Annotated in this window: 22 protein-coding genes, 1 tRNA gene and 1 pseudogene; 10 read left to right on the top strand and 14 right to left on the bottom strand. The window is 73.5% G+C overall.

Translation table 11 applies throughout. The features are described 5' to 3' along the window. Nucleotides 1-702 precede the first annotated feature (702 nt). The gene (locus AB0B41_RS35020; protein ID WP_358211084.1) at nt 703-1,194 is read right to left on the bottom strand and encodes a YajQ family cyclic di-GMP-binding protein; all 492 of its coding nucleotides are present in this window, start codon (nt 1,192-1,194) and stop codon (nt 703-705) included. Between the two features lie 91 nt (nt 1,195-1,285). Between AB0B41_RS35020 and AB0B41_RS35025 the strand changes: the two genes are divergently transcribed. Then, nucleotides 1,286-1,367 (top strand) — tRNA-Tyr (locus AB0B41_RS35025). Between the two features lie 478 nt (nt 1,368-1,845). Here the strand turns inward: AB0B41_RS35025 and AB0B41_RS35030 are convergent. The 9 genes and pseudogenes from AB0B41_RS35030 to AB0B41_RS35070 all read right to left on the bottom strand — a co-directional run bounded on the left by AB0B41_RS35030 (nt 1,846) and on the right by AB0B41_RS35070 (nt 9,181). Beyond that, on the bottom strand, nt 1,846-2,769 hold the full coding sequence (locus AB0B41_RS35030; protein ID WP_358211086.1) for a helix-turn-helix domain-containing protein: 924 nt from the start codon (nt 2,767-2,769) through the stop codon (nt 1,846-1,848). A gap of 59 nt (nt 2,770-2,828) precedes the next feature. Then, nucleotides 2,829-3,272, bottom strand: coding sequence for a CBS domain-containing protein (locus AB0B41_RS35035; RefSeq protein WP_358211088.1), 444 nt, complete (start codon nt 3,270-3,272; stop codon nt 2,829-2,831). Next, nucleotides 3,262-4,224, bottom strand: coding sequence for an NAD(P)/FAD-dependent oxidoreductase (locus tag AB0B41_RS35040; protein WP_358211090.1), 963 nt, complete (start codon nt 4,222-4,224; stop codon nt 3,262-3,264). The genes AB0B41_RS35035 and AB0B41_RS35040 overlap by 11 nt, the downstream gene beginning before the upstream one ends. Beyond that, nucleotides 4,221-4,532: a ferredoxin gene (fdxA, locus tag AB0B41_RS35045; RefSeq protein WP_358211092.1), complete on the bottom strand. Its 312-nt coding sequence runs from the start codon at nt 4,530-4,532 to the stop codon at nt 4,221-4,223. Before fdxA ends, AB0B41_RS35040 begins: the two co-directional genes overlap by 4 nt. A gap of 1 nt (nt 4,533) precedes the next feature. Beyond that, nucleotides 4,534-6,666, bottom strand: coding sequence for a molybdopterin-dependent oxidoreductase (locus AB0B41_RS35050; protein ID WP_358211094.1), 2,133 nt, complete (start codon nt 6,664-6,666; stop codon nt 4,534-4,536). Nucleotides 6,667-6,773: 107 nt separating this feature from the next. Next, nucleotides 6,774-7,042, bottom strand: a pseudogene (locus AB0B41_RS35055) (catalase-peroxidase); the annotation flags it as partial. After that, a complete protein-coding gene (locus tag AB0B41_RS35060) occupies nt 7,027-7,347 on the bottom strand; it encodes a hypothetical protein (RefSeq protein ID WP_358211096.1) in 321 nt (106 codons plus the stop codon). The pseudogene AB0B41_RS35055 and the gene AB0B41_RS35060, both read right to left, overlap by 16 nt. Before the next feature lie 62 nt (nt 7,348-7,409). Continuing rightward, on the bottom strand, nt 7,410-8,486 hold the full coding sequence (locus AB0B41_RS35065) for a medium chain dehydrogenase/reductase family protein (RefSeq protein ID WP_358211098.1): 1,077 nt from the start codon (nt 8,484-8,486) through the stop codon (nt 7,410-7,412). Nucleotides 8,487-8,680: 194 nt separating this feature from the next. Continuing rightward, nucleotides 8,681-9,181: an N-acetyltransferase gene (locus AB0B41_RS35070; RefSeq protein ID WP_358211100.1), complete on the bottom strand. Its 501-nt coding sequence runs from the start codon at nt 9,179-9,181 to the stop codon at nt 8,681-8,683. A gap of 42 nt (nt 9,182-9,223) precedes the next feature. Here AB0B41_RS35070 and AB0B41_RS35075 point away from each other — a divergent pair, with 42 nt between their 5' ends. Beyond that, entirely contained in the window at nt 9,224-9,937 is a 714-nt protein-coding gene (locus AB0B41_RS35075; RefSeq protein WP_358211102.1) for a carbon-nitrogen hydrolase family protein, read from the top strand. Nucleotides 9,938-9,979: 42 nt separating this feature from the next. After that, on the top strand, nt 9,980-10,378 hold the full coding sequence (locus tag AB0B41_RS35080; protein WP_037046016.1) for a TOBE domain-containing protein: 399 nt from the start codon (nt 9,980-9,982) through the stop codon (nt 10,376-10,378). On the opposite strand, the gene AB0B41_RS35085 is transcribed toward AB0B41_RS35080, so the two are convergent. Continuing rightward, nucleotides 10,338-11,162, bottom strand: coding sequence for a putative protein N(5)-glutamine methyltransferase (locus tag AB0B41_RS35085; RefSeq protein WP_358211104.1), 825 nt, complete (start codon nt 11,160-11,162; stop codon nt 10,338-10,340). The genes AB0B41_RS35080 and AB0B41_RS35085 overlap by 41 nt on opposite strands. A 19-nt stretch (nt 11,163-11,181) precedes the next feature. Here AB0B41_RS35085 and AB0B41_RS35090 point away from each other — a divergent pair, with 19 nt between their 5' ends. Next, complete coding sequence (locus tag AB0B41_RS35090; RefSeq protein WP_037046019.1) at nt 11,182-11,625, top strand: protein-tyrosine phosphatase family protein; 444 nt, start codon at nt 11,182-11,184, stop codon at nt 11,623-11,625. A 49-nt stretch (nt 11,626-11,674) separates the two neighbouring features. On the opposite strand, the gene AB0B41_RS35095 is transcribed toward AB0B41_RS35090, so the two are convergent. Genes AB0B41_RS35095 through AB0B41_RS35105 form a run of 3 tightly spaced genes read right to left on the bottom strand, consistent with a single transcriptional unit; the run spans nt 11,675 to nt 13,367 of the window. Next, nucleotides 11,675-11,899, bottom strand: coding sequence for a hypothetical protein (locus AB0B41_RS35095; protein WP_358211107.1), 225 nt, complete (start codon nt 11,897-11,899; stop codon nt 11,675-11,677). A gap of 46 nt (nt 11,900-11,945) precedes the next feature. Next, entirely contained in the window at nt 11,946-12,260 is a 315-nt protein-coding gene (locus AB0B41_RS35100; protein WP_358211108.1) for a hypothetical protein, read from the bottom strand. Between the two features lie 21 nt (nt 12,261-12,281). After that, entirely contained in the window at nt 12,282-13,367 is a 1,086-nt protein-coding gene (locus AB0B41_RS35105; protein WP_358211110.1) for a patatin-like phospholipase family protein, read from the bottom strand. A 46-nt stretch (nt 13,368-13,413) separates the two neighbouring features. Between AB0B41_RS35105 and AB0B41_RS35110 the strand changes: the two genes are divergently transcribed. The 6 genes from AB0B41_RS35110 (at nt 13,414) to AB0B41_RS35135 (ending at nt 19,783) form a co-directional block, all read left to right on the top strand. Continuing rightward, entirely contained in the window at nt 13,414-14,199 is a 786-nt protein-coding gene (locus tag AB0B41_RS35110) for an enoyl-CoA hydratase/isomerase family protein (protein ID WP_358211112.1), read from the top strand. Nucleotides 14,200-14,330: 131 nt separating this feature from the next. After that, entirely contained in the window at nt 14,331-15,254 is a 924-nt protein-coding gene (locus AB0B41_RS35115; RefSeq protein ID WP_358211114.1) for an alpha/beta hydrolase, read from the top strand. Continuing rightward, the gene (locus tag AB0B41_RS35120) at nt 15,251-16,708 is read left to right on the top strand and encodes an NAD(P)/FAD-dependent oxidoreductase (protein WP_358211116.1); all 1,458 of its coding nucleotides are present in this window, start codon (nt 15,251-15,253) and stop codon (nt 16,706-16,708) included. The genes AB0B41_RS35115 and AB0B41_RS35120 overlap by 4 nt, the downstream gene beginning before the upstream one ends. A 122-nt stretch (nt 16,709-16,830) precedes the next feature. After that, on the top strand, nt 16,831-18,111 hold the full coding sequence (locus AB0B41_RS35125; RefSeq protein WP_358211118.1) for a helix-turn-helix domain-containing protein: 1,281 nt from the start codon (nt 16,831-16,833) through the stop codon (nt 18,109-18,111). Between the two features lie 20 nt (nt 18,112-18,131). Next, nucleotides 18,132-19,367, top strand: coding sequence for a serine hydrolase domain-containing protein (locus AB0B41_RS35130; RefSeq protein ID WP_358211120.1), 1,236 nt, complete (start codon nt 18,132-18,134; stop codon nt 19,365-19,367). Continuing rightward, the gene (locus AB0B41_RS35135; protein WP_358211122.1) at nt 19,364-19,783 is read left to right on the top strand and encodes a phage holin family protein; all 420 of its coding nucleotides are present in this window, start codon (nt 19,364-19,366) and stop codon (nt 19,781-19,783) included. Before AB0B41_RS35130 ends, AB0B41_RS35135 begins: the two co-directional genes overlap by 4 nt. Nucleotides 19,784-19,906: the final 123 nt, after the last annotated feature.

The raw sequence follows: 19,906 nt of genomic DNA on the forward strand, positions 1-19,906 counted from the left end.
GCCGGTCGGGCAGGGGCAGGGTCATCGGGTCGATCCGGGCCAGGGCAGCGGCGAGCACGGGACCGGGCGGAAGGCCCGCCAGGTCCGGGAGCGGCTCGGTCTGCTGCACGAGTCGAACATATCTTCGAGCACCGACAAAATCGGCACCTCACAGGCGTCTCGCTCACACACTCCGGCGGGATCTGCGATGGTCCCCGATGCTCACGGCGTCGGAGCTCCCGGACGCTCAGGATGCTGAACGGCGTCGTCGAGCGCCTGATCTCGGTCGTCCTGAACCTCCTGACTCCTCGTCGCCGGGGGGAGCCGGCCCGGGGGAGTCAAAGCGCGTGGCGTGCGAGCGGCTGAGGACTCCCGGGCCAGAGAACCGCACCCTCGCCCCACCCACCCGATTCCGGGCACGATGGCGCGGCGTCGACGGCGGCGGAGTTCGCCCTGGCGGAGGTGGCCCGCGTCCGTGACGACCCAGCGGGCCGCCTCGTCCTGATGTGCCGCCTGTACACCGGTCCGCCGGGTGGCGAGATGCGGCACCTGCCCTTCCGCCGGTCGGCGGTCGCACGGCCAGCGCCGCGGCGTCCGTGGACTTCATCGGCGACCCGACGGCGCGCAGCTGGTCCCGCCCGGGCGTGCTCGCCCGGGCGGCGCGGCGTGTGGTGCCGCCGGCCTGACACCCCGGCCGGGCGCGGTGTCAGGCCGGACCGGGCCTCAGCGGTAGTTCGTGAACTGCAGGGCGATGCCGAAGTCCTTGCTCTTCAGCAGCGCGATGACCGCCTGCAGGTCGTCCTTCTTCTTGCCCGAGACGCGCAGCTGGTCGCCCTGGATCTGGGCCTGCACGCCCTTGAGCTTCTCGTCGCGGATGGTCTTGCTGATCTCCTTGGCCTTGTCCGACGCGATGCCCTGCAGGATCTTGCCGGTGACCTTGTAGGCCTTGCCCGACTGCGCGGGCTCGCCCACCTCGAACGCCTTCAGCGAGATGTTCCGCTTGATCAGCTTCTCCTTGAAGACGTCGACCGCGGCCTTCAACCGCTCCTCGGTCCCGGACTCGAGGGTGATCGCCTCCTCGCCGGCCCAGCTGATCGAGGTGTCGGTGCCCCGGAAGTCGAACCGCTGGGAGAGCTCCTTCGCGGCCTGGTTGAGGGCGTTGTCGACCTCCTGCCGATCGACCTTGCTCACCACGTCGAACGACGGGTCGGCCATGGGCTCCTCCTTGCTGACGGCCCCCCTCGTGGGGGCCGGATCTCGCTGTCGTATCCTTCTCCCTGCACGTCGGCGAGGCCGACGGCACCCCGGCAGGTTGCCCGAGTGGCCAAAGGGAGCGGACTGTAAATCCGTCGGCTTAGCCTACGAAGGTTCGAATCCTTCACCTGCCACACCCTCGGGGTACGGCCCCTGACCAGCGGAGACGCGGGTCAGGGGCCGTTCTCGTCTCGCCCGGCTGTGTCCGGCTGCGGACCGCCGTCCATGGGTGTTCACGGACCATGCACGGACCGAAAGGCGTACGGCCTGGGCGTCGAGGGCGGGACGGAGGACGGAGGGATCGGCGAGATCCTTGACCGGCCGGGTGTGGCAGGCGATCCAACGCTCAGTGCGGATCAGATGTTCGTCGGGCGGGCCGGCGGCCCGGACGCGTGCGTCGAACGACCAGCCGTAGAGCAGTTGCCGAACGGTTGACGCGCTCGGTCGCTCTTGTCGGTCGTGAAGCGGGCCGGCGTGTCGGTCGTGAGCGACTCCGCGATGCCTGGCGGCTCTTGCCCGCAGCATGCGGCCACTTCATGTCGACGCCATCGCCGACCACCACGCCGGGGATCTCGTACTCCCATCGGCGCTGCATCGCCGCTCGGGCGGCGGTCAGCTGCGGCGGTGCTCCCGCGGCGAGAGGCCGAAGCGGGTGCGGAACGAGCGGCTGAAGGCGGCCGGGTCCGGCATCCCCCAACGGGCGCCGACCGCGCCGATCGGGAGATCCGATCTCCGCAGGTCGGCCCACGCCCCCTGCAGCCGCTGCTCGCGGATCCGGCCGGCGACGGACTCGTCGGCGTCCGCGAAGACCTTGTGCAGGTAGCTGAGCGAGATGGCGCAGGCCGCGGCGACCTGCGCCGGGTCGAGGTCGGGATCTGCGAGGTGGTCGTCGATGTAGGCCCGCGCGCGGACGAGGTGCAGGTTCTGCGCCCCGGCGGGCACCCGGCTGCGGACGAGCGCCACGAAAAGGTCCCCGATGGTGCGGGCGACCGCGGCCTGGCCGGCCTCGGGCAGGTCGTCCCCCACCGCACGGTCCAGCGAGGACAGCAGCGGAGGCAGGAGCGCGCCGACCCCGCGCCTGCCGTCGAACGTGATCGCGGTCGACGACGCCATCTCGGCGGCCGAGAGCGGCAGGTCCCGCTTGGGGTGCAGGCAGACCGAGTACTCGAAGCTGTCGCTGGTGGCGAACGTGAAGGGGCGGCTGGAGTCGTAGAGCACGAACTCGCCGGGGCCGATCACGGCCTCGCGCCCGTCCTGCACGACGAGGGTGCGTCCGCGCCGGGCGAGGGCGATCTGCAGGTAGTCCTCGTCCGCCCGGCGCACCTGCCGCTCGGTCCGCTCGAACGTGTGCGGCACCGAGGAGATCCGGCGCAGGTGCGTGTCCGCGACGTTCGCCGCGGTCACCCGTCCGGCGACGAGCCCGGTGCCCGTGGGCGCGACGTTCAGGGCGACGAAGTTGTCGCACACGGTCGACCGCCAGAAGTCCAGGCGATCGCTCTCCGCCACGGCGGAGGTGTCGATCGTGACCAGGGTCATCACGACACGATGCCACGCTCAGGTCACCGGCGCGTTTCTTCGACGTGAGTTTCCCCTGTTCAGACCTGCCGGGCGCGGACTCCCGCGTCGGAGCAGAACCCCGCGCCGGAGCGTTTGAGGCAGAGCAGTCCGAGCAGCGCGCCGTGCCCGTCGACCACGGCGAGCCTGCGACGTCCGCTCGCGCGCAGCCGGTCCCGGACGGTGTGGAGGTCGGCGTCCGGCCCCACGGTCCGGCCCGCTAGCCCGCCGACGTGCCGGACCGCCGCGGCGGCGGGCCGCCCCGGCAGGTCCGCCCGCTCGACGACGGCCAGGAGCAGCCCGTGGTCGACCACCAGCAGGGCGTGCACGTGGTCGTCGGCGAACGCGGCCCGCGCCTGCCCGACGGTGGTGGTGGGTCCGCAGGTCTTGGGGGCGTGGAGCATCGCCGCCGCCACCGGGACCGGCTCGCCCCGCGCGGGCAGCCTGCCGTAGGGGTGGTCGGCGACGAGCGCGTCAGGCCGCATCACTCGAGTGTCCCGGAACGACGGGCAGGTCGGGCCGGACTAGCGGCACGAGGTTGTTCACCGCCAGCGCGGCCTCGCCGAACCCGACCGAGATCAGCTTCACCTTGCCCTCGAAGTCCGTGACGTCGCCGGCCGCGAACACCCGCGGCAGGTTGGTCCGCATGGACCGGTCGACGGCCACGGCCCGCCTGCTGAGCTCGATCCCCCAGGAGGACAGGGCCGCCAGGTCCGCCTTGAACCCCAGCGCCGCGACGATCTCGTCCACCGCGAGCGTCTCGACGCCGGACGGACCCTCGACGTCCACCTCCGCGACCCTCTCGACGCCGCGGACGTCGAGCACCTCGCACGGGGTGAGGACCCGCACCGACGACGCCCGCAGCTGGGCCACGCTGCGCTCGTGCGCCCGGAAGGCGTCCCGGCGGTGCACGAGGGTGACCGAGGCGGCGATCGGCTCCAGGCACAGCGCCCAGTCGACGGCGGAGTCGCCGCCGCCGACGACCAGCACGTGGCGGTCGGCGAGCTCCGCGGGCCGGGGCACCGCGTAGCGCAGGCCCCGACCGGCGAAGTCGCCGCCCGCGGGGAGCGGACGCGGGCTGAACCGGCCCATGCCGCCGGTCACCAGCAGTGCCCCGGCCTCGATCCGGGCGCCGCGGTCGGTCTCGAGCACCACGCCGTCGGGCCCGTGCTCGAGGCCGACGGCGTGGTGGCCCAGCAAGTAGGTCGGCGCGGCAGTCGCGGCCTGCTCGACGAGGGAGTCGACGAGGTCCTGGGCCCGGATCCGGGGGAAGCCCGCGACGTCGAACACGGGCTTCTCCGGGTAGAGCACCGACATCTGGCCGCCGAGCTGGTCCAGCGCGTCGACCACGGCCACCGAGAGCCCGCGGAACCCGGCGTAGTAGGTGGCGTAGAGGCCCGCCGGACCGGCGCCGACGACGACCAGGTCGACCCTCATCGGGGCCTCCGCTGCGCCACCAGCGGGTGGTCGGCCACCGGGTCCGCGTCCTCGCCGCCGCCGAACAGCCCGTTCGACCGGACCGTGACGGCGTTGACCTCGACGAACGCCGCCTGATCGGCGGGCATCTTGTACTCCCAGTGGATCGCGTCGCTGGGGCAGGCGGGCATGCACTTGCCGCAGTCGACGCACTCGTCGGGGTGGATGTACATCATCCGGTCGCCTGGGTAGATGCAGTCCACCGGACACTCCTCCATGCAGGAGCGGTCCTGGACGTCGATGCAGGCCTCGGTCACGACGTAGGCCATGTCAGGCGATCTCCACGTCGACGAGCGTGTCCGAGAACGTCGGCGCGTTGCCCAGGTCGCCGAAGACGGTCGGGTTCACGGTGGCGAGCGTGGCCGCGGCCTTCGAGTGCTTCCGCCAGCCGCCCATCGGGCTGACGACGACCCCGCGCGGCACCGTGTCCTGCACGGTGGCGACCACGGTGAACGTGCCGCGGTCGTTGAACACCCGGACCGGGTCGCCCTCGGCGATGCCGCGGGAGGCGGCGTCGTCGGGGTGGATGACGAGGCTGTGCTCGCTCGCCACCTGGCGGTGGAAGTCGTGGTTGCCGAAGCTGGAGTTCAGGAACGCGTGCGACTTCGGGGTCAGCAGGTTGAGCGGGTAGCGCGCGGCGAGCTCGGGGTCCGCGGCGGCGGACTCGCGCGGCGGGATGTAGTGAGGCAGCGGGTCGACGGGCTGGCCGGGCTGGTGGTCGTTCGAGCCCTGGCGGAACAGCGGCACGACGAAGTTGCCCCCAGCTGCGGCGGCGGAGACGAACTCCGCCTTGCCCGACGGCGTCGGGAAGTTCCCCTCGGCGTGGGGGGCGTAGTCGTCGGGGGAGGGGACGTTGAGCCGCTGCCATCCCTGCTCCTTGAGCGACTCGACGGTGATCCCCTCCATGTTCGGGTGCGCCCAGTCGAAGGCCTCGGCGATCATCTCCTCGTCGGTGCGCCGGAAGACGGGGTCGTCGAAGCCCATCGCGGCGGCCAGCCGGCGGAACATCTCGGTGTTGGGGACGGCTTCGCCGAGCGGCTCGATCGCCTGGTGGTTGTAGGTGATGTAGAGGTGGCCCCAGCTGAACATGATGTCCGACTGCTCGAGTTGGGTCGTGGCCGGCAGCACGATGTCGGCGTAGTCCGCGGTGTCGGTCATGAACTGCTCGGACACCACAGTGAAGAGGTCCTCGCGCTTCAGGCCCTTGATGAGCCGGTCCTGGTCGGGGGTGGTGACGACCGGGTTCGAGTTGTAAACCATCAACGCCTTGAGCGGTGGGCCCTCGGGGAGGTCGCCGGACAGGGCGGCGCCGAGGGTGTACTGGTTCACCACCCGGGTGCCCGGAGTGAGCATCTCCGGGTGCATGAACGCACCCCAGTTCACCGGGAAGGCCCACAGCGGGAGCTGCAGGATCCCGCCGCCCGGCTTGCGCCAGGCGCCGACCAGTCCGGGCAGGCAGGACAGGGCGCGCACGGTCTGGCCGCCGCCCGCGTGCCGCTCCACCGCCACCCCGATCCGGATGACCGACGGCTGCGCGGTCGCGTACTCGCGGGCCAGTGTGCGGATCGTCTCGGCGGGCACGCCGGTCTCGGTCTCCGCCCACTCCGGGGTGTAGCGCTCGACCCGCTCGGCGAACTCCGCGAAGCCGACCGTGTAGGAGTCGATGTAGTCCTGGTCGGTGAGCCCCTCGGCGATGATCACGTGCGCCATGGCGAGGGCCAGCGCGCCGTCGGTGCCGGGGCGGAGCGCGATGTGCTGGTCGGCCGCCGCGGCCGTGCGGGAGCGGATCGGGTCGACGACCACGACCTTCGCGCCGTTCCTCCGCGCCTTGGCGATGTAGGGCCAGAGGTGCAGGTTCGTGCTCATGATGTTGCAGGCCCACACGAGGATGAACTTCGAGTGGACCAGGCTCTCCGGGTCCACGCCCGCGGTGTCGCCGATCGTCATCGCGTAAGCGGTGCAGGAGCCCGAGTCGCAGTAGGTGCGCTCGGAGACCGTCGCGCCGAGCTTGGCGAAGAAGGGATCGCCGACGTTGAGCCCGTTCAGGATCCCCTGGGTGCCCAGGTAGCTGACGGGCATGATCGCCTCGGGGCCGTACTCGGCGGCGATCTCCCTGAAGCGGGTGGCGATCTCGGTGACCGCCGCCTCCCAGGTGATCCGCTCGAAGCGGCCGCTGCCCTTCGAGCCGGTGCGGCGCAGCGGGAACAGCACCCGGCCCGGGTCGTACACGCGGTCGAGGTAGTTGTTGACCTTCACACACAGGCCGCCGTTGGTGTACGGGTGGTCCGGGTCGCCCGCGACGTTCACCGCCCGCCCGTTCTCATCGACCTTCACGAGCATGGCGCAGGTGTCCGGGCAGTCCTGGGGACAGGCGGCCCGGACCACCGTGGTGGCGGCGGTCATGGGTGAACTCCTCACTGGTGGGGCGGCGTCACCCCCGATGCTCGGGGAGGAGGCGCTCCGCGGGCTTGACCGTGGGAGCACAGTTGTTGGCGCTCGGAACACGACGGTCAGACGTCGTGGCGGTCCGCGTCCCTCGCCTTCGCGAAGGCGGCGACGAAGTCCGCGACGAACGTGTTCTCCGCGTCGTCGCTGGCGTAGACCTCGGCGAGCGCGTGCAGCTCGGAGTTCGAGCCGAACACCACGTCGGCGCGGGTCCCGGGGTACTTGACCTGCCCGTTCACCGAGCCTTCGAACAGGTCCTCGTCACGGTCGAGTGCCACTCGACGTCCATATCGAGCAGGTTGACGAAGAAGTCGTTCGTCAGCGTGCCGACCTGTCGGTGAACACACCGGCGGTGGAGCCGCCGGAGTTGGCGCAGGCCCGCGTCCGGTGCGGGCGGAAGCCCGCCTCCTGCCCGGCGCGGAAGTGCTCCTCGAACACGGCCGGGCGGCCGCTGACCCCCGGGCTCCTCGCGGCGCGGTTCCGCACGATGTCGATCAACGCCCGGACGGCGGCGGGGTGCTCGCCGACGAGCGCGACGTTGGACTCGACGTAGGCCCGCAGCTGCGCGACGTGCCCCTGGGCGGCCCGAGGTAGGGCTGCATGAACGCGCCCGTCACCTGCTCGATCTCCGCGATGCACGCCGCGAGCAGGTCGTCCTTGCCCGCGAAGTGGTAGCTGATCAGCAAGGGAGATCGTCGGGGCTACGGCACGAGCACGAGCTTGCCCGTGCCGGCCGTCCGCTCCAGGAGCTCGTGGGCGCGACGGGCCTCGACGAGCGGAAGTCGCGCCGCCACGACGGGATGGATCTTGTCGGCCCGCAGCAGCTCGAGAAGCGTGCGGAAGTCCTCCCGGAACGCGTCCGGATCGCGAGGACCGCCGCCGACCGGAAGAGCCGGCGAGCGGCCGGCCACGGGAACCCACTGCCTGCGACGACCGTGCAGCTTCTGGATCCGGTACGTCCTCAGCCGCCGGCCCGGCGAGAGCAGGGCCCGGAGCGCGACCCCGGCGGTCGCCGCATACCACTCGATCCATCCGCGCCGGCTCTTCCGCCCGTCCGCCAGCGTGGAGTAGTGGCCGTAGACGACGAGCCGGCCGCCGCGGCGCAGCGCACGGAAGGAGCGCAGCGAGAGCCTGCCGCCCAGTCCGTCGAGCACGACGTCGACGCCGTCCGCGGTCAGTTCCCGGACCCGCGCCAGGAAGTCCTCGGTCCGGTAGTCGATCGCCACCGCGCCGAGGCGCTCGAGCGTGGCGCGGTCGGCGGCCGAGGCCGTCCCGTAGAGGCGGAGCCCGGCCAGGGCGCCGAGTTCGAGGACCGCGGTCCCCACCCGGCCCGCCGCTCCGTGCACCAGGACCCGCTCGCCGCTCCGCGCCTTCGCAGTGCGGTGGAGCAGCTGGTAGGCGGTCGTGTAGGGCAGGACGAGACTCACGACGTCGGCCGGGTCGAGCTCGGCGGGTATCTCGACGGCGTCGACCTCCTGCACACAGACCTGCTCGGCGTAGGCGCCCCAGACGGTGAGCACGGCGACGCGATCGCCCTCCCGCACCCGGCAGCAGCCAGGGCCGAGCCGCTCGACGACACCGACGAGCTCGTAGCCGGGAGTGAAGGGCGGCCTCGGCACACCCAGGTAGGTGCCCGCCCTCAGCTGCGCGTCGGTGAACGACACGCCGGCGGCCAGAACCCTGACGAGGACCTCACCGGGGCCGGGCCGCGGAACCTCGTCCTCCACCGTCACGAGGACCTCGGGACCGCCGAAATGGTCGACGACGACTCGCTTCATGACCGGCTCCCTCACGGCACTCTTGTCGGGCGCACATCGCACCGCCGGGGCCCGGTGACGGGCAGGGGCCAACGCCCCGCTCCGAAGGGCCGTCAGGCGTTCGAGGTCGTCGCGGAGGACCCGGCCCACGGACGTCGCCGACGGCACCCGGCTGCCGAGCCTCATCCCGGGACGCGCGGCGCGTCGGAACCAGCCTAGATGCCGAACGGCGCTGCGTACCGCACCGTCCCCGCGGGCAGGGGGTCGTCGGTGAGGGAGAGGGCCATGAGGGCCTCGTCCGGCACCTCCGCGGTGAGCCGGATGCCGTGGGCCGAGGCCCGGCCGAAGCCGAAGCGCGGGTAGTAGTCCGGGTGCCCCAGCACGATCACGAACCGCTCGCCCCGCTCCCGCGCCGCCGCGAGCACGGCGCGGATGGCGGCGGACCCGGCGCCCGACCGCTGGTGGGCCGGCAGGACGGAGCAGGGGGCGAGGCAGAGCGCCGGGACCTCGTCGACGTGGCAGCGGGTCAGCAGGGCGTGCCCGACGATCTCCCCGTCCGGCGTCTCCGCGACCACCGACAGCCCGTCGATCCACGCGGGATCGGTGCGGAGGGCGTCGACGAGGTCGGCCTCCCCGGGGGCGTCGAAGGCGGCCAGCACCACCCGCCGCACCGCGGGCGCGTCCTCGGGTCCCTCCGGCCGCGTGGTCCAGTGCATGCGGTGATCCTTGCAGTGGGGGCCACCGGATAGCGTGCGGCCGTGCCTCCGAGGCTGCCCCTGACCGTCGTCGCCGCCCAACCGCCCTGCACCGCGCGGGACGTCGCGGCCAACGTCCGCGCCCACGTCGACACGGTCCGCCGGGCCGGCGCGCGGCTGGTCGTCTTCCCCGAGCTGTCGCTGACCGGCTACGAGCTCGACGCCCCCGCCCTCGACCCCGCCGATCCCCGGCTGGCGCCGCTGGTCGAGGCGTGCGCCGACACCGGTGCCCTCGCCCTCGCCGGCGCCCCGCTGCCCCTCGACGGCGGCGGCCGCTCGCTCGGCGTGCTGGCCGTCGACGGCACGGGCGCGCGGGTCGCCTACCGCAAGATGTGCCTGGGCGGGGCGGAGCCGGTGCACTTCGCCGCCGGGACGGGACCCGGCGTCGTCGAGGTCGACGGCTGGCGGCTCGGTCTCGCCGTCTGCCGGGACATGGGCGTGCCGGAGCAGGCCGCGCGCACGGCGGCGCTCGGGATCGACGCCTACGTGGCGGGTGCCGTCGACACCCCGGACGACGCCGCGGTGCAGGAGGAACGGGCCCGGCGGATCGGCCGCGACCACGGCGTCCCGGTGGTCGTGGCGAGCTTCGCGGGCCCCACCGGGGGCGGCTACGACCGCACCGCGGGCCGCTCCGGGATCTGGGCGGCGGACGGCACGGTGCTCGCGCGGTGCGGGGCCGGGCCGGGCGAGACCGCCCGCGCCGTGCTCGTCGCCTGACCGGCGGAGACGCGGCGGCCGGGCCGCCGTAACATCCGCGCGGTGGCGGAGTACAGGATCTCGGAGGTCGCGGGCCTGCTCGGGGTCAGCGACGACACGGTGCGCCGGTGGATCGACGCCGGCACGCTGCCGGTGCACCTCGACGCCTCGCGACGCAAGGTCGTGGACGGGGCCTCGCTGGCGGCGTTCACCCGGGAGCACGCGACGGCGGCGCCGGACCCGTCGGACGTGCACACCTCCGCCCGCAACCGCATGGTCGGCCTGGTGACCGAGGTCGTCACGGACAAGGTCATGGCCCAGGTCGAGATGCAGTGCGGGCCCCACCGGGTGGTGTCGCTGATGAGCCGGGAGGCGGTCGAGGAGCTCGGGCTGCAGCCCGGCTCGCTCGCCGTCGCGGTGATCAAGTCGACGAACGTCGTCGTCGAGACACCCCGGCGCTGATCCCGATCACGACGGTGGCGTCGAGCTCCTCGGAGCGGGTCATCGCGGTGCCCATGCCGTGCACGACCATCGCCGCCGCCGTGCCCGGCGCCTGCCGCTGGGAGGTCTCGATCAGCAGGTGCCCGCCCGGGCGCAGCCAGCGGGGCGCGAGCGCGGCGATCCGGCGGTGCAGGTCGAGGCCGTCGGCGCCGCCGTCGAGCGCGGTGAGCGGCTCGTGGTCGCGGGCCTCGGGCGGCATCAGCGGGACCTCCGCCGTGGGCACGTAGGGCGCGTTGGCGAGCAGCAGGTCGACGCGTCCGCGCAGGTCGGCGGGCAGGGCGGCGTCGAGGTCACCCTCGTGGACGTGTCCGCCGCGCGGCTCCAGGTTCCGCCGCGCGCAGCGCACCGCGGCGGGGTCGACGTCCGCCGCGTGCACCTCGGCCCCCGGCAGCTCCGCGGCCAGTGCGGTCGCCACCGCGCCCGACCCGCAGCAGAGGTCCACGATCACGGCTCCCGGCTCTGCTTGTGGTCGGCTCCGCATCCGAGCGAGCGCCAGCCCCTGCGCGACGAGCAGCTCGGTCCGCCGGCGCGGCACGAAGACCCCGTCCTCGACGACGATCCGCAGCCCGCGGAACTCCGCCCACCCCACGACGTGCTCCAGCGGGACGCCCGCGACGCGCCGGGCCAGCATCGCCTCCAGCTCCTCCGCGGACCCCGCCGACGCCGCCAGGACCTCGGCCTCCTCCTCCGCGAACACGCACCCCGCGGCGCGCAGTGCCCCGACCAGGGCCTCGCTCGATCCCACGGAGGGGCATTATCACGGAATGATCCAGCTGGACGGCGCGGTCCTGCTCCCCGACGGCACCCCGGTCCGCGGCCGGGGCCGCCGTGACCCCCTGCCGGACGGGCCGCTGCCCGAGTTCTCCCTCTGCCTCGGCCGCCCCGGGCACGACGACGAGCCGGACTGGCCCGCGGCCTGGATCGTCTGGCCGGACTTCCGCGTGCCCCGCGACCGGGACGGCGCCACCGCCGCGATCGTCGACGCCTACGAGCGCGCCCGTTCGGGCGTGCGGGTGGAGGTCAGCTGCACGGGTGGGACCGGCCGGACGGGCACGGTGATCGCGTGCATGGCGGTGCTGGCCGGGCATCCCGGCGCCGAGGCCGTGGCCTGGGCCCGGGCGCACTACCGGCCCCGGGCCGTCGAGACGCCCTGGCAGCGGCGGTGGGTCCGGGCGTTCGCCGAACGGGTGGCCAGGCGCGCGAGCTGAGGTGCGTCCGCGGACCGGCGGTGGGTCCGCGTCCAGCAGCACCGAGGAGTCAGGCCCGGCGCCGCCCGTAGTCCGACGCCAGCCGGGTGCGGGCGGTGAACAGGTGCCGCGCCACCTCGGCGGTGATGCGGTCCGCGTCGGCGGAGCACCGCCCGGCCCGTTGGTCCTCCGGCAGCCCGCGGTAGGCCGAGGTGAGCTCCTCCAGGGCGCCGAGCAGGTCGGCGATCGCGGCGGACCGCGACTCGGCCTGAGCGACGGTCAGGTCGATGGTCATGCCACCCAGGGTCGCGTGCGCAGGTGTCCGGCGTGGTCCGTCGACGTCACGAACCCGTGTCCTCCGTGCACCCGTCCGGGGTCCCCGTCCCCCGCGAGACGGCGAGGATCACCGCCGGGACGGCGCCCGGGTTGTGCACCGTGCGCAGGTTCAGCCCCGTGAACCACAGCACCGAGCCCGCGGCGAACCGCCGGCGCCCGCCCGCGTGGCAGCGCAGTTCGATCTCCCCGGCCTCGAGGACGACGAGCACGCCGCGCCACTCCGCCTCCACGTGCGCCCGCGACTCGCCCGGGGCGATCTCGATCCGACGACGGCCGAAGCGGCGGCCGGGTGGCTGCGTCGTACCGCCTCCGCCACTCATGCGGCCGCCTCCCCCCACGACTCACGCGGGCCGGTCGCTCCCGGTCCGTCGTGGGGTGGACCGCGTTGCGTCCCGGAACTCATCGGTGTCGGCCGGATCGTCCGGAACGCCGCCACCCCGCTGGTGGGCGAGGACGAGCCCGGGGTCGACCGCCCGCAGCACGGCCGCGGCGGCGTCGTGGCCGAGCCGGGAGGCCAGCTCGACGCGCGGGACGTCGATCGTCAGGCCGCGGATCCCCGCGGACCGGTCGGGCGAGATGGCGAACAGGTGGCTGTCGGACCGGTCGGGGTGGGCGGCGTCGGAGAGCAGGTCGAGGCTGTCCGCGTGCCGCCGGACGTCCTGGGTCATCGCGCCGAGCCCGGGGGCGAGCAGGTCGATCGAGCGCGCCCACCACGGCGTCCGGCCGGTCGGGTCGGAGCGGCGCAGCTCGGGGACGGTGCGGGTGAGCAGGACCAGGACGTGCGTGGCCCCGTCCCGCAGGGCCCGCGCCACCGGCAGCGGGTCGCCGATCGAGCCGTCGATCCAGCGGCGCCCGTGCAGCTCGACGGGCGGCCCGGTGAGCAGCGGGATCGCCGCCGTCGCGCGCATGGCCAGCCGCCAGTCCGCGGCGGTCGCGAGCCCGCCGAGCGCGTGCGGGGTCATGTCGTCCGCGTCGGTGACCAGGACCCGCAGCGGGGCCGGGCTGTCCCGCAGCGCCTCCCAGTCGGTGGGCTTGCTGTGCACCAGGATCTCGTCGATGAGGTGGTCGAGCGAGACCATCGGCCGGCGGGTGCGGAGCCGGCGGGGATCGACGAAGGCGCGGGTGGCCATGTCGTCGGGGAAGATCCGGGAGGCCTCGTAGCCGTGCCCGAGCAGCAGCGCGGTGGCCACGAAGGCGCCGGCGGAGCTGCCGTAGGCCACGTCGAAGGCCGGGGCGAGCCCCGCCTGCTCGAGGGCCCACACCATGCCGCCCGCGTAGGCCCCGCGCATCCCGCCGCCGCCGACGACGAGCGCGATGCGGTGGCCGTCCGTGCGGGCGCCGGGGCGGCTGCCCGAGTCCCGACGGCGGAACAGGGCGTGCAGGACCTCGGCGTCGCCCCGGAGATCACCGTCGGGCAGGTCCCCCATGACCCTCATCATGACCCGGCAGGGGTGCCGCGGTCAGGATGACCGGATGAACGTCACCGACGACGGCCCGGTGCGCCGGGTCACCCTCGACCGGCCCGAGGCGCGCAACGCCCTGACCGCGGGCGACGTCCGCGACCTGCACGCCGCCGTCGACCCCGCACGGCTCGGCCCGGACACCCGGGCCGTCGTGGTCGACGCCGCCGGCCCCGTGTTCTCCGCCGGCGTGCACGTCGACGAGTTCCTGGCCCTCTCCTCGGTCGCCGACGCGGAGGCCTTCATCGCACGGCTGCGCGACCTGCTGCGGGCGGTCCGGACGGCGCCGGTGCCGGTGCTCGTGGCCGTCGACGGGCCGTGCATCGGCGCGGCGTTCGAGCTCGCCCTGGCCGCCGACCTCCGCGTGGCGACCACGCGGGCGGCGTTCGGGCTGCCGGAGGTGAAGCTCGGCATCCCCTCGGTGGTCGACGCGGCGCTGCTGCAGCAGCACGTCGGGCTGGCGCTGGCCAAGGAGATCGTGCTGACCGGGGACCTCTACCCGGTCGACCAGCTCGGCACCCTGTGCAACGCCGTCGTCGAGCCGTCCGGGCTGGCGGGTGCCGTCGAGGAACTGCTCGCCAAGGTCGGCGGGCACACCCGCACCGTGCTCGCGGCACAGAAACGCCTGTTCGAGACGTGGCAGAACACCGGGCTGGCCGAGGGCGCCGACCGGAGCGTCCAGGAGTTCGCGGGCGTCTTCGCGGAGGAGGAGACGCGGGAGGTGCTCGCGGCCTACCGGGCCCGGCTCGGCCGGCGGGGAGCCTCCCGCGAGGGCTCGGGCACGCGCGTCGACGGCTGAGGCAGGCGTATCGACGTGCCGGGGAGACGAAGACGGCGGCGGGTTTCGTACCCCCGACACGAAGGTCGACCGCGTGACCGATGTCACGGTGCAGGGGACACCGAGCACCGCATCGGACCCAGGAGGCAGCGTTGCCCGTCCACCCCGAAGCCCAGACCCTGCTCGACGCCCTCGCCGAGCAAGGCATGCCGCCGTTCCCGCAGATGACGGTGCCGATGGCCCGCGCCGCGGCGAAGGGCTTCCTCGACCTGCAGGGCGAGCCGGAAGCGATCGCGGTGGACGAGCGCCGCATCACGGGCCCCGCGAGCCAGATCCCGGTCCGGATCTACACCCCCGACGGCGACGGCCCCACGCCGCTGGTCGTCTACTTCCACGGCGGCGGCTGGGTGATCGGCGACCTGGACATCGTCGACCGCCCGCTGCGCAGCATCGCCAACCGCAGCGGCGCCGTGATCGTGTCCGTCGACTACCGGCTGGCGCCCGAGCACGTCGCGCCCGCCGCGTTCGACGACTGCTACGCGGCCACCGTCTGGGCCGCCGAGAACGCCGCGGACCTCGGCGCCGACCCGGACCGGCTGATCGTTGCCGGCGACTCGGCGGGCGGGCACCTGGCCGCGTCCGTCGCCCAGGCGGCGAAGGACCGCGGCGGCCCCGCGATCGCCGCGCAGCTGCTGCTCTACCCGGTGACGGACTTCGACTTCTCGACGCCGTCCTACGAGCAGAACGCCGACGGCTACCTGCTCACCCGCGGCGCGATGGAGTGGTTCTGGGCGCACTACCTGGGCGCGCAGAGCGACGACCTCGACTACCTGTGCCCGGGTCGCCGCGAGGACGTGTCCGGCCTACCGCCGGCCTACGTCGCGACGTCGGAGTTCGACCCGCTGCGCGACGAGGGCGAGAACTACGCCCGCAAGCTCGAGGCCGCCGGCGTGCCCGTCACCCTCACGCGGTTCGACGGCATGCTGCACGACTTCCTGTGGACCCTCGGCGCCACGCCGTCGGGTGCCGGGATCATCGACGAGATCGCCGACGCGGTGCGGAAGGCCGGCGCGTGACGCAGCGCGTGGAGGTCGCGGTCCTGGGTGCAGGACTCGGCGGCCTCGGGATGGCCGAGCGGCTGCTGCAGTCCGGCGAGGACTCGTTCGTGCTGCTCGAGAAGGCGGGCGACTGGGGCGGCACCTGGCGGGACAACACCTACCCCGGCGCCTCGTGCGACGTGCAGTCGCACCTGTACTGGTTCTCCTTCGACGAGCAGCCGGACTGGAGCCGGGTGTTCGCGTTCCAGCCGGAGATCAAGGCGCACATCGACCGCCTCGTCCACCGGCTCGACCTCGCGCCGCGCATCCGGCTGAACACCGAGGTGACGGCGGCGCACTGGGACGAGGCCGAGGGCGTCTGGCGGATCGCGGTGTCCGAGGGCGAGGACGTCGTCGCCCGGGCCCTGGTCACGGCGTGGGGCCAGCTCAACCGGCCCACCTTCCGCGACATCACCGGCCGGGAGACCTTCCGCGGCGAGTCGTGGCACTCGGCCCGCTGGAACCACGACGTCGACCTGCGGGGCAAGCGCGTCGCGTGCATCGGCAACGGGGCCAGCGCGGCGCAGCTCATCCCGGAGGTGGCCGAGGTCGCCGGCGAGCTGATCGTGTTCCAGCGGACGCCCAACTACGTGGTGCCCCGCGAAGACCGCCCGTACGACCCGGGGGAGCGGGAGAACTACCGCGACCGCGCCGCCCTGCAGGAGAGCCGCGACGGCTTCTACTGGGAGCACGAGGGCTGGATGGGGGCGATGAAGCAGGGCACGGACGTGGCCGCCGAGTTCACCGCCGCCGCCCGCGCCCACCTCGAGGCCCAGGTCCCGGACGAGGAGCTGCGCGCGAAGCTCTGGCCGGACTACCCGATCGGCTGCAAGCGGATCATCATCGCGGACACCTTCTACCCGGCGCTGGTGCGCGACAACGTGCAGCTGGTGACCGAGAAGCTCGTGGGCGTGGAGCCCGAGGGCGTGCGGACCGCCGACGGCGTGCTGCACGAGGTGGACGTGATCGTCTACGCCACCGGCTTCGAGACGCTGTCCTTCAACAGCGCGCTCGACGTCCGCGGCCGCGACGGCCTGCAGCTCGCGGAGGCCTGGCGGGACGGCCCGCAGGCCTACCTCGGGATCACCGTCACCGGCTTCCCGAACCTGTTCATGCTCTACGGCCCGAACACGAACCTCGGCCACAACTCGATCATCGCGATGCTCGAGTGCCAATTCGAGTACGTGCTGCAGGGCCTGGCCGCGGGGAAGGAGAAGGGCGCGGCGCTCTCGGTCCGGGCCGAGGCGCAGGACGAGTACAACGCCGACCTGCAGCGCGAGCTGCGGGACAGCTCCTTCGCCGGCAGCTGCAACAGCTGGTACAAGACGGCCGACGGACGGATCACCAACAACTGGAAGGGCAGCGTCGAGGACTACCGGGCGGCCACCCGGGAGCTCGACGTGGCGGACTACGACCTCGTTCCCGCCCCCTGACCAGGGCGGTCCGCACCGACCTCCGGCCGGGTGCGACGCAGGCAACGGCGCCGGCGTCGCACCCGGCCGGGCTCGTCGGTGCGGAGACTTGTCAAACGTTCAGCAGAACGTACTGTGTGGGGGTGCCGCCATCGTCGACGGACGTCTCCCCGGCCGGTCTCGCCCAGGTGGGCGGCTGCGTCCGGGCGATCGCCGTCGCGCTGGGCCGGCGCGTCGTCGAGATCGCGCTCGACCTGCGCCAGCTGATGGCCACCGAGATCGCCGAGCTCGACGGCGACCCGCGGATCGTCGAGCTGCTCGGCGCCTCCGTGGAGGGCAACGTCGAGACGATCCTGCACATGCTGGCGCACGAGATCCCGGCCGAGCGGGTCGAGCCGCCGTCGGCCGCCTTCGAGTACGCCCGCCGGCTCGCCCAGCGCGGGGTCCCGGTCAACGCCCTGCTCCGCGCCTACCGGGTGGGCCACGACCGGCTGCTGCGCTGGATGTTCGCCGAGCTCGACCGGCGCCGGGAGGACCCGGTGGTGGCGCTCGGCGTCGCGCGGCGGATGGTCGGCGACACCTTCGGCTACGTCGACTGGATCTGCCAGCAGGTCGCCGAGGTCTACGAGGAGGAGCGCGAGCGCTGGCTCGCCAACCGGGACACGCTGCGGGCGGGCCGGGTCCGGGCCCTGCTCGACGGCGACGGCCCCGCCGACCTCGACGCCCTCGAGACCACCCTGGGGTACGGGCTGCGCGGGCGGCACCTCGCGCTGGTCGCCTGGTCCGGCGAGGGGGAGGGCGCGGCCGTCGTCCGGCTCGTCGGGACGCTGGCCGAGCGGACCGGCTGCCGCAGCCGCCCGCTCTGCGTCGCCTACGACCATGCGACGACCTGGGCCTGGCTGCCGCTCGGCCGGGACTCCTCGGTGGGAGACCTGACCAGGGCGGTGGCCGCGCTCGCCGAGGAGAACGGGCAGACCGTGCGGATCGCCGTCGGTGAACCCGGGACCGGGGTGGCCGGGTTCCGGGAGAGCCACCGCCAGGCCGTCCGTGCCCAGACCGTGGCCCTCGCCGCGGGCGACGACGCCCGGACGATCACGACCTTCGCCGACGTCGGCGCGGTCGCCCTGCTCTGCGCCGATCTCGACGCCGCCCGCACCTGGGTGGCGGACACCCTGGGCGGGCTCGCCGCGGACGACCCGCAGCGCGCCCGGCTGCGCGAGACCCTCCGCGTGTTCCTCGCGGCCGGCGGCAGCTACACCACGGCGGCCGATCACCTGACCATGCACAAGAACTCGGTGCGCTACCGGGTGAGCCGGGCCGAACGGGAGCGCGGGCGGCCGCTGACCGAGGGCCGGATCGATCTCGAGCTGGCCCTGCTGGCCTGCCGCTGGCTGGGCCGCGCGGTGCTCACGCCCGCCCGGTGATCGTGGGTAGTGTCGAGATCGTGAGCGCTCTGAAGACCGAGGTCGAGCCGGGCGAGGTCGGGCTCGACGCGCAGCGGCTGGACCGCATCGAGTCGCACTTCGCGAAGTACGTCGACGCCGGCAAGCTCGCCGGCTGGTCCGTCGCCGTCGCACGGCGCGGGAAGGTCGCGTACGTCGCGCACCACGGCCTCCGGGACGTCGAGGCCGGGCTCCCCGTCACCGACGACACGATCTGGCGCATCTACTCGATGACCAAGCCGATCACGTCCGTCGCGGCGCTGATGCTGTGGGAGGAGGGCGCGCTCGAGCTCACCGACCCGGTCTCGCGGTACATCCCGGCCTTCGCCGACACCCGCGTCTACCGCTCCGGCTCCGCGCTCAACCCCGGCACCGAGCCCGTGGTCGAGCCGATCCGGGTCCACCACCTGCTCACCCACACCTCCGGGCTCACCTACGGCTTCCACCACGCCCACCCGGTCGACGAGATGTACCGCGGCAAGGGCCACGAGTTCGGCGCCCCGCGCGGGCACGACCTCGCCACCGCCTGCGACACCTGGGCGAGCCTGCCGCTGCTGTTCCAGCCGGGCAGCGAGTGGAACTACGGCGTCTCGACGGACGTGCTCGGCCGGGTCGTCGAGGTCGCCTCCGGCATGTCGCTCGACGCCTTCTTCCGCGAGCGGATCCTCGACCCCCTCGGCATGACCGACACCGGCTTCCACGTCTCCGGCGAGGAGGACCTGGCGCGGCTCGCCACGCTGTACCTGCCGAAGCCCGGCGGCGGGCTGGTCCGCAGCGGGGCGATGGCCGAGGCGATCACCCGCGAGCCGACCTTCCTGTCCGGCGGCGGCGGGCTGGCCTCGACGCTGCACGACTACCACCGTTTCACCCAGATGCTCGCGCGCGGCGGCGAGCTCGACGGCGTGCGCCTGCTCGGCCCGCGCACCCTCGCCTACGCCACGCGCAACCACCTGCCGGGCGGCGCCGACCTGGAGACCATCGGCCGGCCGATCTTCGCGGAGTCCACCTACCAGGGGACGGGCTTCGGGCTGGGGTTCTCGGTCGTGGTCGACCCCGCGGCGGGCAAGCAGCTGCAGGGGCTCGGGGAGTACGGCTGGGGCGGGCTGGCCAGCACGGCCTTCTACGTCGATCCGGTCGAGGAGCTCTCCGTGGTCTTCATGACCCAGCTGATGCCGTCGAGCACCCACCCGATCCGCCCGCAGCTGCGGGTGCTGGTATCGCAGGCGGTGGTCTCGTGAGCTGGGTGGACGAGCGCGAGGGCTCGTGGGTCCTCGCGTTCGTCGTCCGGGTGGTCGTGGTCGCGATCGCGCTGTGGGTCGCCACCTGGCTGGTCGACGGCATCGAGCTCGGCGGCACCACCACCGGCGCCCGGGTGGGCACCCTGGTCGTGGTCGCGCTGATCTTCGGTCTGGTCAACGCGTTCCTCAAGCCCGTGATCAAGATCCTGAGCTGCCCGCTCTACATCCTCACGCTCGGGCTGTTCGGCCTGGTGATCAACGCCCTGCTGTTCTGGCTGGTCGGCTCATTCGCCTCGCGGATCGGCCTGCCGTTCGTGGTCGACGGCTTCTGGCCGGGGTTCTGGGGCGCCATCGTCGTCGCGATCGTGGGGTTCGTCCTGCACCTGCTGATCCCGGACCGCTTCGACCAGCGCTGACCAGCGCTGACGCGCCCGTGCGCGGTAAGTGGTGCTCCGGCAGGCAACAAACCCCCCCCGCGGGTAAGTACTGGGACGGCGGCAGCGGGGAGGACCCCGCCCACAAAAAACACAACAACAAGA

Origin of the sequence: Pseudonocardia sp. NPDC049154, from assembly GCF_040648315.1 — a bacterium.
In the GTDB taxonomy this organism is placed as follows: domain Bacteria; phylum Actinomycetota; class Actinomycetes; order Mycobacteriales; family Pseudonocardiaceae; genus Pseudonocardia.

Excerpts from the sequence above, each read along its gene's own strand:
- AB0B41_RS35020 (WP_358211084.1), bottom strand. The coding sequence starts at position 1,194 with ATGGCCGACCCGTCGTTCGACGTGGTGAGCAAGGTCGATCGGCAGGAG.
- AB0B41_RS35030 (WP_358211086.1), bottom strand. The coding sequence starts at position 2,769 with ATGACCCTGGTCACGATCGACACCTCCGCCGTGGCGGAGAGCGATCGC.
- AB0B41_RS35035 (WP_358211088.1), bottom strand. The coding sequence starts at position 3,272 with ATGCGGCCTGACGCGCTCGTCGCCGACCACCCCTACGGCAGGCTGCCC.
- AB0B41_RS35040 (WP_358211090.1), bottom strand. The coding sequence starts at position 4,224 with ATGAGGGTCGACCTGGTCGTCGTCGGCGCCGGTCCGGCGGGCCTCTAC.
- fdxA (WP_358211092.1), bottom strand. The coding sequence starts at position 4,532 with ATGGCCTACGTCGTGACCGAGGCCTGCATCGACGTCCAGGACCGCTCC.
- AB0B41_RS35050 (WP_358211094.1), bottom strand. The coding sequence starts at position 6,666 with ATGACCGCCGCCACCACGGTGGTCCGGGCCGCCTGTCCCCAGGACTGC.
- AB0B41_RS35065 (WP_358211098.1), bottom strand. The coding sequence starts at position 8,486 with ATGAAGCGAGTCGTCGTCGACCATTTCGGCGGTCCCGAGGTCCTCGTG.
- AB0B41_RS35070 (WP_358211100.1), bottom strand. The coding sequence starts at position 9,181 with ATGCACTGGACCACGCGGCCGGAGGGACCCGAGGACGCGCCCGCGGTG.
- AB0B41_RS35090 (WP_037046019.1), top strand. The coding sequence starts at position 11,182 with ATGATCCAGCTGGACGGCGCGGTCCTGCTCCCCGACGGCACCCCGGTC.
- AB0B41_RS35095 (WP_358211107.1), bottom strand. The coding sequence starts at position 11,899 with ATGACCATCGACCTGACCGTCGCTCAGGCCGAGTCGCGGTCCGCCGCG.
- AB0B41_RS35100 (WP_358211108.1), bottom strand. The coding sequence starts at position 12,260 with ATGAGTGGCGGAGGCGGTACGACGCAGCCACCCGGCCGCCGCTTCGGC.
- AB0B41_RS35105 (WP_358211110.1), bottom strand. The coding sequence starts at position 13,367 with ATGGGGGACCTGCCCGACGGTGATCTCCGGGGCGACGCCGAGGTCCTG.
- AB0B41_RS35110 (WP_358211112.1), top strand. The coding sequence starts at position 13,414 with ATGAACGTCACCGACGACGGCCCGGTGCGCCGGGTCACCCTCGACCGG.